The organism is Acidovorax sp. SUPP950, from assembly GCF_030158935.1.
Taxonomy (GTDB): domain Bacteria; phylum Pseudomonadota; class Gammaproteobacteria; order Burkholderiales; family Burkholderiaceae_C; genus Paracidovorax.
Map to the genome: position 1 here is coordinate 1,925,546 of NZ_BQXE01000001.1, position 11,772 is coordinate 1,937,317.

The following is an 11,772-nucleotide window of genomic DNA, read 5'->3' on the forward strand; positions in this document are numbered from 1 at the left end:
GAATCGAACCCCAGCTCGTTGTCGCGCCTGCGCATCCGGAATGGACGCACGAGGGCACTTTTCACCACTTAATTGCACTTTTTTGCACTGTAGCAGGAAAAAAATACCGAGCCCCGCCAGGTGCAACAAAGTTTTGCAATGAAATCAACGACTTAGCACCGACAGTGCCAGTGGAGAACACCCAAAATGCTTTACTGAATAAGCACTTAGCCCAGGCTATGCAAGTGATACCTGAAGGCTATCGGGCAACCTGGAATCCGGGCAAGAATCCAGGGGCCCGCAACACGCCGGAATCTTTTACAAGATATAGCGCGACAAATCCTCGTCCTGGCTCAAGGACTCGAGCCGCGCGTTCACGTACGCGGCATCCACCACCACCGTCTGGCCGGACAAACGGGCGGCATCGAAGCTCACTTCGTCCAGCAGCCGCTCCATCACCGTGGACAGCCGGCGCGCGCCGATGTTCTCGGTGCGCTCGTTCACCTCGAAGGCGATGTGCGCCAGGCGCGTGATGCCCTCGGGCGCGAATTCGAGCGTAACGCCTTCGGTGGCCAGCAGGGCCTGGTACTGCTTGACCAGCGAGGCATGCGTCTGCGTGAGGATGGCTTCGAAATCCTGCACGGACAGCGATTCGAGTTCGACGCGGATCGGAAAGCGCCCCTGCAGCTCGGGGATCAGGTCGCTCGGCTTGCTCAGATGGAAAGCGCCCGAGGCGATGAACAGGATGTGGTCCGTCTTGACCATGCCGTACTTGGTGGACACGGTGGTGCCCTCCACCAGCGGCAGCAGGTCGCGCTGCACGCCCTGGCGCGAGATGTCCGAGCCGCTCGATTCCTGGCGGGTGGCCACCTTGTCGATCTCGTCGATGAAGACGATGCCGTTCTGCTCGGCGTTCTGCACGGCGCGGGTCTTCACCTCGTCCTCGTTCACGAGCTTGGCGGCCTCCTCGTCGGTGAGCAGCTTGAGCGCCTCGGCGATCTTGAGCTTGCGCGTGCGGCGCTTTTCCTGGCCCATCTGGCTGAACATGCCGCGCAGCTGCTCGGCCATCTCTTCCATGCCCTGCGGGCCCATGATCTCCAGCTGCGGCCGGGCGTCGGCCACGTCGATCTCGATTTCCTTGTCGTCCAGCTGGCCCTCGCGCAGCTTCTTGCGGAACACCTGCCGGGCGGTGCTGTCGGCCGGCGGCGCGGCCTCGGCCGCCGCATGGCCCCGCGCGGGCGGCACCAGCACGTCGAGGATGCGGTCCTCGGCCGCGTCTTCGGCGCGGGCGCGGCCCTTCTTCATGTCGCTCTCGCGCGCCTGCTTGACGGCCATCTCGACCAGGTCACGGACGATGGAGTCCACGTCCTTGCCCACATAGCCCACCTCGGTGAACTTGGTGGCCTCGACCTTGATGAAGGGCGCGTCGGCCAGCCGGGCCAGGCGGCGCGCGATCTCGGTCTTGCCCACGCCGGTGGGGCCGATCATGAGGATGTTCTTGGGCGTGATCTCGTGGCGCAGGCTGCCTTCCACCTGCTGGCGGCGCCAGCGGTTGCGCAGCGCGATGGCGACGGCGCGCTTGGCGCTGGCCTGGCCGACGATGTGGTGGTCGAGTTCGGAGACGATTTCCTGGGGGGTCATGGACGACATGGGGATCTGCAATCAAATCAGCCGTCAGCACATATTCTTCTAAGGCAGACAGCTATCAAAATAATAGTAACCGCCGGGGCGCTCAGAGCGTCTCGATGGTGTGGTTCATGTTGGTGTAGATGCACAATTCGCCGGCGATCTCCAGCGACTTCTTGACCACTTCCTGCGCGCTGAGCTCGGTGTGGTTCAGCAGTGCCTTGGCCGCCGAGTGCGCATAGGCGCCGCCCGATCCGATGGCCACGATGCCCTGCTCGGGCTCCAGCACGTCGCCGTTGCCAGTGATGATCAGCGAGGCGCTGGTGTCGGCCACCGCCAGCATGGCCTCCAGGCGGCGCAGGACGCGGTCGGTGCGCCAGTCCTTGGTGAGTTCGATGGCCGCGCGCGTCAGGTGGCCCTGGTGCTTTTCCAGCTTGGCCTCGAACCGTTCAAAGAGCGTGAACGCATCGGCCGTGGCCCCGGCGAAGCCCGCCAGGACCTTGCCGTGGTAGAGCTTGCGCACCTTGCGCGCGGTGCCCTTGACCACGATGTTGCCCAGGGTGACCTGGCCGTCGCCGCCGATGGCGACCTGGATGCCGTCCGCCGTCTGGCGGCGGACGCTGAGGATGGTGGTGCCGTGAAACTGTTCCATAGCGTTGGCATGTGGGGATGCCCGCACGGTTTGCAACGCCCCCCGCGCACGGCGTTGCACGGGGCATGAAGAGCGGCCAGCGCGCCCTGCCGGCGCCCTGTGCCCGAGGGTCAGTTCTTGCGCGGAACGACCCAGGCGTGTTCGTTCACGCCGATCACGTTGAAGAACACCGCCACCAGCCGCTGCAGGTTGACGAAGTGGACCGCATGGCCCTGGGCCTGTTGCTCGGCCGCCCAGTTGAGCACCGAGCCGGCCGCCGCGAAGTCCACCCGCACCAGGCGGTCGCACGCGATGATCAGCGGCGCGCCGGGCTTCACCTGCTCCTCGAACGGCGCCAGCAGCGGCACCGCGTCGCCTTCGATGTGGCCGGACAGCGAGGCCGAAGGCTCGGCACTCTCCAGGCCCGCCGGCATGGACGAGGGTTCGCCGTAGCCCGAGGCATGCAAATCGGAGGGCGTGGCATCTGCGGGCACCGGGGCGCCGCTGTCGTCGCTGGAATAACTGCACCGCGGCGAGATCCATGATGGCGGCGAGACCTCGTAGGTCACGCAGTAGTCGAGTGCCACGAGTTCGAACTCGTCGGGGCGGCCCATGAGGCGCAGCGCCGCCATGCGCAAGCGCCACCACTCGGGCGACGTGTCCCGGTCTCCGGACTGGGTGCGGGCTTCCAGCACCGTGTTGAGCGCCTCCACGCCGAAGAACGTCAGCTGCACCTCCTGCTCCGCCCACTGCGTGAAGAGGTTAGCCAGCAGCGGCACGGCGGCCTCGTCGATGGCGGCCAGGCGCGACCAGGTCAGCGTCCAGGGCGGGGCGGCGCGGGCGAGCGACGCCTGCAGCGCCACCACCGATTGCGCGGCCAGCGTGGTCGGCGAGTTCCAGCTGAACTCGCGCTGCGGGAAGCCCGTGGCGGCCGGCGCGGGCTGCGCCTGCAGGCCCAGCAGTTCGGGCATGGAAAACCACAGCGGCGCCGAGCGGCTGAACCGGGCCGCATAGTCGATCGCCAGCGCATCGAAGCGCTCGTGCTCCCCGATGGCGCGGTACAGGTCGAACAGCGTCATCCAGATCTCCAGCTGCTGCTGGGGATCGTCCTGCTCGTGCTGCGCCAGCACTTCGAGCAGGCCGGACTCCGCGCCGGCATGGTCGCCATTGGCAAAACGGATGGCGGCTTCCTCGAGGTCGGGTTCGTGCACGAATTCCTCCGGTTCTGCGGGCGCCACGTCGGGCGCCGGTGGCGGGGCCTGTGCGGCGGCTGCCGGCACCGCCTGCGAAGGCGATGGCGCCGCGCCGGCCCCCTCGGGGGCGCCGGAGGGCAGCAGGCTCTCACCCGAAAACAGCGGCTGCACGGCGGTCGGGGCCGACAGCACGCCAGGCAGGCTGGCGGGCGCCGTGGGCGCAAAGGCCCGGTCGTGGGCCGCGGCAATGGTGGAATCGGTGAGGGCGGTGTCGCCCAGTTCGCTGGGCGTGGGGGTGTTCTTGCTCTTCCACCACTGCTGGGACATCTGCGCTTCGATCTCGTCAATCTTCTTGAGCGTGACGGCCCGGTCATCGGGTGATGCCATGCTGCTCTGGAAGAACGAAGGCCGCGCGGTCGGGTCTTCGGTGCGCTGGCCCTGCAGGGCCTCGCGCTTGCGCAGCTTGCGCAACTGATCGAACTCCCGGCGCCGCACGAAATCGTTGCGGCGCTTGCGCTCGATCATCTCCTTGAGCATCTGCTTGCTGTACTGGCTTTCGCGGTCGGCGTCGATGGAGTCGAGATCGGTCCAGTTGACCGTGGGGTTGCGGACGAACCGAACCATCTTGGACAACAGGCCGGGGGAAGACTCTTCCTTGCTCATGGATGGTGGTTCAGGTCGCTCGCCGCGCAAAAAAGGGGAGACAGGATCGGCCGGTCAGTCCCCGAACATCTTTTGCTTGAGTTCGCGGCGCTGCTGCGCTTCCAGCGACAGCGTGGCCGTGGGGCGCGCGAGCAGCCGGCCGACGCCGATGGGCTCGCCCGTCTCGTCGCAGTAGCCGTAGTCGCCCGCATCGATGCGGCCGATGGATTGCTCGATCTTCTTGAGCAGCTTGCGTTCGCGGTCGCGCGTGCGCAGTTCGAGGGCGTGCTCTTCTTCGATGGTGGCGCGGTCGGCGGGATCGGGCACGACCACGGTGTCTTCGCGCAGGTGCTCGGTGGTTTCACCGGCGTTGTTGTGCATGTCCTGCTTGAGCTGCACCAGCTTGTGGCGGAAGAACGCCAGCTGCTTTTCGTTCATGTACTCGCTGTCCGGCATGGCGAGCACTTCGGCGTCGCTCAGCTCTTCGGCGGACTTGGTTTTCCAGTTGCCGGCCAGCTTGGGATCTTTCTTGGCGGCCGCGACGGAATTTTGCGGTTGCAGGGTCGTAGGCATGGTGTGTGTATAGCTGGCTTTGGCGGCGGTGGAGGCCACCGCGGGTGCCATGGATGGTACGGTCAATTGGGCCAAACGGGAAGAAGGCCGGGGACTGCGCGCGGGTTCGCTCGACGGCCCCGCGGAGGCAGGCACCGGCACGGCGGCTTTGGACTTGGCGGGCGCCTTGGCGGCCGCGCGGACGGTGCCGCTGGAGGGTGCCTTGGCATCCGCCTCGGGTTTGCTGGGTTCGGCTTTCACTTCCTGTCTCCTCGCAGTAGGGGCGGGCCCTGAGCACGCGACGCGGCTCCAGGGGCAGTAGCAGGCCTTCCGGCGTTTTACCGGGGCGCGATTGTATCGATCCAGGCCCGGCGCGAACTGGAAAGTGGCAGATATCACACAAGCCGGTGCGGCAAGCCCCAAACGGGGTCCTGTCCTACTCGGCCAGGCACTGTCCCAGGCCTTGGAGAAAGATGTCCTTGGGCAGGTCGATGCCGATGAAGACCATCTTGCTCAGGCGCTGCTCGCCCTCAGCCCACTGCGGGCCCAGATCGCTGCCCATCAACTGGTGCACGCCCTGGAAGATCACCTTGCGCTCGGTGCCCTTCATGTTCAGCACGCCCTTGTAGCGCAGCATGCGCGGGCCATAGATGTTGACGATGGCGCCCAGGAAGTCCTCCAGCTTGGCGGGGTCGAACGGGCGCTCGGCGCGGTAGACGAAGCTCTTGACGTCATCGTCGTGGTGATGGTGGTGGCCATGTCCCTGGCCGTGCTGATGCGAGGGGTGGTCGCAATGCTCGCCATGCGCGTGGTCGTGATCGTGGTGGTCATGCCCATGGTCGTGCCCGTGGTCGTGGTCGTCTTCCTTGAGGAAATCCGGGTCGATGTCGAGCTTGGCGTTCAGGTTGAAGCCGCGCAGGTCCAGCACCTCGGCCAGCGGCACCTCGCCGAAATGCACCGCCTTGATCGGCGCGCGCGGGTTCATGTGCTTGAGGCGGTGGATCAGGGCGTCGGCCTCTTCCTTGCCCACGAGGTCGGTCTTGGACAGGAAGATCTGGTCGGCGAAGCCCACCTGGCGGCGCGCTTCCTGGCGGTCGTTGAGCTGCTGGGGCGCGTGCTTGGCGTCCACCAGGGTGATGATGGAGTCGATGAGGTAGGTCTCGGCGATCTCCTCGTCCATGAAGAAGGTCTGCGCCACGGGGCCGGGGTCGGCCAGACCCGTGGTCTCGATCACGATGCGGTCGAAGTCGAGCAGGCCCTTGCGCTTCTTGGCGGCCAGCAGCTGCAGCGTCTCGCGCAGGTCCTCGCGGATGGTGCAGCAGATGCAGCCGTTGCTCATCTGCACGATCTGCTCCTTGGACTCGGTGACCAGGATGTCGTTGTCGATGTTCTCTTCGCCGAATTCGTTTTCGATCACGGCGATCTTCTGGCCGTGGGCCTCGGACAGCAGGCGCTTGAGCAGCGTGGTCTTGCCCGAGCCCAGGAAGCCGGTCAGGATGGTGGCGGGAATGAGGGACATGGAGAAAAGCCTTGGGTGAAACAGCGGGTGCCGCAACGCGGAAAGAAAGAAAAAGCACGGCGCGCCGGCCTCTGCAGCGCGGCCGCGAAGGCGGCTGCAGGACCATCATCCAGTGTAGCGGCGCTGTCAAGCACCCCCATCGAGCGCAACACCGTCATCGGCCTGCTATACAGTGACTATCGAAGAAGCTTTTTGATACGTTTTGGCCATGGACTACCGCCTGACCGCCACGCTGCTCGATTCCCTGGGCATCGCTCTGTGCGCCTTCGACGACCAGCACCGCACCGTGCTGTGGAACCAGAGCTTCCTGCGCTTCTTTCCAGAGCACGACGGTCACGTCCACGCCGGCGAGCCGTACGCGGACAACCTGCGCCGCTTCTACCGCCAGCGCCTGGCCCCGGACGACCTGCGCTACCTGGATCGCCATGTGGCCGACGGCATCGCGCGGCACGTGCAGCAGACGCGCCCCTACGTCTTCCAGCACCGGGGCCGCTGGCTGCGGGTGGCGGCGTCCTCCATGGGCGACGGGCACCGCGTGCGCATCTGGCTGGAACTGGCCGAGGCCAACCTTCGCATGCCCACCCAGGCGCCCGCACCGCCTCCCGCCGACCGGCCGGCCGGCGATGCGCTGCAGATGCTCGAACACGCGGGCGACGGCGCCTCGGTGCAAAGCGGCGACGGGCGCATCGTGTTTGCGAGCGACCACTTTCTTGCCATGTATGGCCTGCCCTCGAAGGTGGCGGCACTCGGGCGCAGCTACGCCGAGGTGGTGCGCCAGCATTGGGCATCGGCCTGCGCCCCGGACGAATACGCGGCGCGCGCCGAAGACATCGTCGCCGCCCTGCACGACAGCCTGAACTTCGCCGGGGTGCCGTTCGAGGTGCCGCTCCCCGGCGGCCGCTGGGTGCGGGTGGCCATGAACCGCATGGCCGACGGGCAGACCTGCGCCTTCCACACCGACATCAGCACCGACAAGCGGCGCCAGGACGAACTGCGCGCGCTGACGGACCAGTTGCGCGAGGAAAGCCTGCACGATGCACTCACGGGCCTGCAGAACCGGCGCGGGCTGCACTCGATCGTGCAGACGCTGTCCGGCCAGCCCGGGCCGCATGCCCTGCTGTACATCGACCTGGACGGTTTCAAGGCCGTGAACGACGCGGCGGGCCACGGCGCGGGCGACCAGGTGCTGTGTCAGGTGGCGGTGCTGCTGCGCCAGTCGGTGCGCATGGCCGACACGCTGGTGCGCATCGGCGGCGACGAGTTCGTCGTGGTGCTGCAGGCCTGCGAGACGCAGCAGGCGCAGGCCGTGGGGGCGAAGATCGTCCAGGCCATCCACCAGCAGGACTTCGCTGCCGAAGGCGCCCGCTTCCGCGTGGGCGCCAGCGTGGGGGTGCGCGTCTTCTCCAGCCACAGCGACAGCCCCGACGTGGTGCTGCACGATGCCGACGTGGCCTGCTACCGGGCCAAGCACAACGGCCGCGGGCGCGTCGAGGTGTTCGGCGCGGGCGGCTGAGCGCGGCCGGCTATTTGCGCATCACCGCCAGGCCCTTGAGGTATTCGCCCTCGGGAAACTCCAGCGTCATGGGGTGGTCGGGCGCGCCGCCCAGGCGCTCCAGGATGAAGCCGTCCACCCCCGCATCGGCCCCGGCCGAGGCGACGATTTTGTGGAACAGGTCGGCGCTGATGCCGCCCGAGCACGAGAAGGTGTACAGCATGCCGCCCGGCTCCAGCAGCTGCAGCGCCAGGCGGTTGATATCTTTGTAGGCGCGCGCGGCCCGGTCGGCGTGCGCGGCGGTGGGCGCGAACTTCGGCGGGTCCAGCACGATGGCGTCGAAGGTGCGCCCCTCCTTGAGGAACTGCCGCAGCGAGGCGTTCACGTCGGCATCGAGGAAATCCGCACGCCCGGCCTCGAAGCCGTTCAGGGCCACGTGCGCCCGGGCGCGCTCCAGCGCCGGGCCGGACGAATCGATCGAGGTCACGTGCCCCGCCCCGCCCGAGAGCGCCGCGACGGTGAAACCGCCCGTGTAGCAATAGCAGTTGAGCACGCGCTGAAAGCCCAGGCGCTGCGTGGCGTCGGCGAAGCGCTTGCGGCTGTCGCGCTGGTCCAGATAGAAGCCGGTCTTGTGGCCTTCGGCGATGTCCAGCGTCAGGCGCCAGCCGTGCTCGCGGATCGACAGGCCCGTCTCGCCCTCGCCGCGCAGCCAGCCGGTGGCGGGCTCCAGCCCTTCCAGCCCGCGCACGCTGGCATCGGAGCGTTCGTAGAGGCGCGCCAGCCCGGTTTCCTGCAGCAGCGCGTCGGCGATCACGGCCTTCCAGCGCTCGGTGCCGGCGCTGGTGAACTGCGCCACCAGGGTGTCGCCATAGCGGTCCACGATCAGGCCGGGCAGCCCGTCGGACTCGCCATGCACCAGGCGCACCCCATCGCTTTCAATGCCGAATCGGCCTCTGGCGCATATGGAACGCCGGCATGCTGCTATGAAAAAAGAAGCGTCGATGCGCTGGGCTTCGTCGAAGCTCCACACGCGTGCGCGGATGCGCGAGGTCGGGCTGAACGCGGCCCAGGCGAGGAACTGGCCCTCGTGCGACTCCACGCGCACGGTCTCGCCGCTGTCGCCGCCGCCCTTGGCGATGGCCGATTCGAAGATCCAGGGATGGCGGCGCAGCAGGGAGCGCTCTTTGCCGGGTCGAAGGCGTAGGGTTTTCATGCCCGCGATTGTGCGATGCCCGTGCGCCGCCCCGGAGAAAGACATGGCGCGGGCCCGATGGCGCGAGGCCAGGCCGGGAGGATGCAAAGCAACATTTGAGCATTGTTGAGAAACATCCGCTCACAGATTCCTACCATCCACCCCATCTCCAGCCCCCTGGCAGGAGACGCACATCCAAACACCAAGCATTCCAACAATTTCAGGGAGAAAACACCACATGCTGCACTTCGGTCCTTTGAAAGTCGCCACCCGCCTGGCCCTGCTCCTGGCCCTCCTGTGCCTGCTCGCCGCCGGCGTCGGCGCCGCCGGCCTGCTGGGCATGGCGGGCTCCAATGCCGCACTCGTGTCGGTCTATCACGACCGTGTCGTGCCGCTCAAGCAGATCAAGATCGTGGCGGACGCCTATGCCGTGAACGTCGTGGACACGGCGCACAAGGTGCGCGACGGCGCCATGACGCCCCGCCAGGGCCTCGACTCGATCGCCAGCGCACGCAAGGACATCGACGCCCAGTGGTCGGCCTACCTGTCCGCCCCGCTGATCGGCGAGGAGCGCCGGCTGGTCGCGCAATTTCGCCCGCTGCAACTGGCCGCCGATGCGGCGGTGGCGCGGCTCGAAGGCCTGCTGCACGCCGGCGACATCCCGGGGCTGACCGCCTTCGCCGCCCGCGAGATGTACCCGGCGCTCGACCCGCTGCAGACGGTGCTGTCGTCCCTCACGCAGGTGCAGCTGGACACGGCGCAGGCCGACTACGAAGCCGCCGAGGTGGCCTTCGCCGACACCCGCCTGGGGATCGTGGTGGCCGTGGCGGCGGGCGTGCTGGCCGCGCTCGGCTTCGGCTACCTCGTGGCGCGCAGCATCCTGCGCGAACTGGGCGCCGAGCCCGCCACCGCCGCCGCCCTGGCGCGCAGCGTGGCCCAGGGCGACCTCACCGTGGCCATCGCCCTCGCCCCCGGCGACGACACCAGCCTGATGGCGCAGCTGCGCCACATGCGCGACCACCTCGCCACCGTGGTGACCGCCATCCACGAGGGCGCCGAGAGCGTCTCGGCCGCTGCCGCGCAGATCGCCCAGGGCAACGGCGACCTGTCGGCGCGCACCGAGGGCCAGGCCGGCGCGCTGCAGCAGACGGCGGCGTCCATGGAGCAGCTGAGCGCCACCGTGCGCCACAACGCCGACAGCGCGCGGCAGGCCGACCAGCTGGCGCAGACCGCGTCCGCCGTGGCCCGCGAGGGCGGCGCGGTGGTGTCGGACGTGATCCAGACCATGCGCGGCATCAACGACAGCAGCCGCCAGATCGCGGACATCATCGGTGTGATCGATGCCATCGCCTTCCAGACCAACATCCTGGCGCTGAACGCCGCCGTGGAAGCGGCCCGCGCCGGCAACCAGGGCCGGGGCTTCGCCGTGGTGGCGGGCGAGGTGCGGCACCTGGCCCAGCGCGCGGCGCAGGCGGCCGGCGAGATCAAGGGCCTCATCACCGCCAGCGTGGAGCGTGTGAACGCGGGCACGGCCCTGGTGGACCGCGCGGGCCACACCATGGGCAGCGTGGTGAGCAGCATCGGCGGCCTGAGCGGGCTGGTCGGCGAGATCACCGCCGCCAGCCGCGAGCAGAGCGAGGGCGTGGACCAGATCAACGGCGCCGTGACACAGATGGACCAGACCACCCAGCACAACGCCGCCATGGTCGAGGAGATGGCCGCGGCCGCCGCCGCCCTGAGCAGCCGGGCCCGCGAACTGCTGGCCTCGGTGGCGGCCTTCAAGCTGCCCCAGCGCCCGGTCCTGGCGGCCCCGCGCATCCCTCGGCGCCTGGTGCGCGGCTGATCCCGCCTTGGCGGCCGGCCTCCAGGCCCGGCACCAGCGGCCGGCCCCTCAGTCGCTGGATTTTTTTCGGGCCCGTGGATGGGCCGCGTCATACACCTTGGCCAGGTGTTGGAAATCGAGCCGCGTGTAGACCTGCGTGGTGGTGATGTTGGCGTGGCCGAGCAGCTCCTGCACCGCGCGCAGGTCGCCGCTCGACTGCAGCAGGTGGCTGGCGAACGAGTGGCGCAGCATGTGCGGATGCACGGGCGTGGTCAGCCCCGCCTGCTGGCTGCGCTGGCGCAGGCGCAGCCAGATCGACTGCGCCGTGAGCCGTTGGCCGCGCTGGCCCACGAACAGCGCTGCATCCAGCCGCGCCGACGCCGCGCCGCCGAAGGGCTGCGGGCGCTGCGCCAGCCAGGCCTGCAGCGCGGCCAGGGCGGCCGTGCCCACCGGCACGCTGCGGCGCTTGGAGCCCTTGCCGAACACATGCGCCTCGCCAGCCTCCAGGTCGATCCAGCCGCGGCCCTGGCGCTGGGTGTCGGGGCCGGGCACGGCATCCAGCCCCACCAGCTCGCCCACCCGCAGTCCGCAGCCGTAGAGCAGCTCCACCATGGCGGCGTCGCGCGCCTCCAGCCAGGGGTCTCCGCCCGCGTGCTCGAACTCAGCCAGGCGCACTGCATCGTCCACGGGCAGGGCCTTGGGCAGCGGCTTGGGCGCGCGCGGCGCCCGCACGCCCTGCACGGGGTTGTGCGGCACCAGGCCCTGCTGCCCGGCCCACGTGAAGAACCCGCGCCATCCCGAGAGGATGAGCGCGATGCCGCGCCCACTGCGCCCGCCGCCGTGCATCTGCGCGACGAAGCGGCGGATGTGCGCGGTGGTCAACCCGAGCAGCGGCACGCCGGCGCCTTCGGCGAAGCGGGCGAGCTTTTGCAGGTCCAGCGTGTACAGGGCCAGGGTGCGGGCGGCCAGGCGCTTTTCCACGCGCACGTGCTCCAGGTAGCGCAGCACCGCCGGATCGGTGGGCGCGGTGGCGGCCGGTGCCGGCTCGGCATCGGTGGTGGGCACCGGTTCGGTCATGGCAGGCGGCGATGCAGGAAAAATGAAGGGCAGAAGGCGCCGGCGGG

At 68.5% G+C, this 11,772-nt stretch carries 9 protein-coding genes; 2 read left to right on the forward strand and 7 right to left on the reverse strand.

Annotated elements, in window-relative coordinates; translation table 11 throughout:
* Positions 1-297: 297 nt before the first annotated feature.
* The 5 genes from hslU to AVME950_RS08890 all read right to left on the reverse strand — a co-directional run bounded on the left by hslU (position 298) and on the right by AVME950_RS08890 (position 6,142).
* Positions 298-1,629 (reverse strand): ATP-dependent protease ATPase subunit HslU, encoded by a 1,332-nt coding sequence (hslU, locus tag AVME950_RS08870; RefSeq protein WP_284429476.1) that lies wholly within the window; start codon positions 1,627-1,629, stop codon positions 298-300.
* Between the two features lie 82 nt (positions 1,630-1,711).
* Positions 1,712-2,257: an ATP-dependent protease subunit HslV gene (gene hslV, locus AVME950_RS08875; protein WP_272567200.1), complete on the reverse strand. Its 546-nt coding sequence runs from the start codon at positions 2,255-2,257 to the stop codon at positions 1,712-1,714.
* Between the two features lie 110 nt (positions 2,258-2,367).
* Positions 2,368-4,092 (reverse strand): STAS domain-containing protein, encoded by a 1,725-nt coding sequence (locus AVME950_RS08880; protein ID WP_284429477.1) that lies wholly within the window; start codon positions 4,090-4,092, stop codon positions 2,368-2,370.
* A 54-nt stretch (positions 4,093-4,146) separates the two neighbouring features.
* The gene (gene dksA / locus AVME950_RS08885) at positions 4,147-4,884 is read right to left on the reverse strand and encodes an RNA polymerase-binding protein DksA (protein ID WP_272567197.1); all 738 of its coding nucleotides are present in this window, start codon (positions 4,882-4,884) and stop codon (positions 4,147-4,149) included.
* Between the two features lie 175 nt (positions 4,885-5,059).
* A complete protein-coding gene (locus tag AVME950_RS08890) occupies positions 5,060-6,142 on the reverse strand; it encodes a CobW family GTP-binding protein (protein WP_284429478.1) in 1,083 nt (360 codons plus the stop codon).
* A 208-nt stretch (positions 6,143-6,350) separates the two neighbouring features.
* On the opposite strand from AVME950_RS08890, the gene AVME950_RS08895 reads away from it, so the two are divergent.
* Positions 6,351-7,655, forward strand: coding sequence for a sensor domain-containing diguanylate cyclase (locus AVME950_RS08895; RefSeq protein ID WP_284429479.1), 1,305 nt, complete (start codon positions 6,351-6,353; stop codon positions 7,653-7,655).
* A gap of 10 nt (positions 7,656-7,665) precedes the next feature.
* Here the strand turns inward: AVME950_RS08895 and AVME950_RS08900 are convergent, their stop codons facing one another.
* The gene (locus AVME950_RS08900; protein WP_284429480.1) at positions 7,666-8,847 is read right to left on the reverse strand and encodes a class I SAM-dependent rRNA methyltransferase; all 1,182 of its coding nucleotides are present in this window, start codon (positions 8,845-8,847) and stop codon (positions 7,666-7,668) included.
* A gap of 217 nt (positions 8,848-9,064) precedes the next feature.
* Between AVME950_RS08900 and AVME950_RS08905 the strand changes: the two genes are divergently transcribed.
* Complete coding sequence (locus AVME950_RS08905; protein WP_284429481.1) at positions 9,065-10,669, forward strand: methyl-accepting chemotaxis protein; 1,605 nt, start codon at positions 9,065-9,067, stop codon at positions 10,667-10,669.
* A gap of 48 nt (positions 10,670-10,717) precedes the next feature.
* Here AVME950_RS08905 and AVME950_RS08910 read toward each other — a convergent pair whose 3' ends face one another.
* A complete protein-coding gene (locus AVME950_RS08910; protein ID WP_284429482.1) occupies positions 10,718-11,725 on the reverse strand; it encodes a tyrosine-type recombinase/integrase in 1,008 nt (335 codons plus the stop codon).
* Between the last annotated feature and the right edge of the window lie 47 nt (positions 11,726-11,772).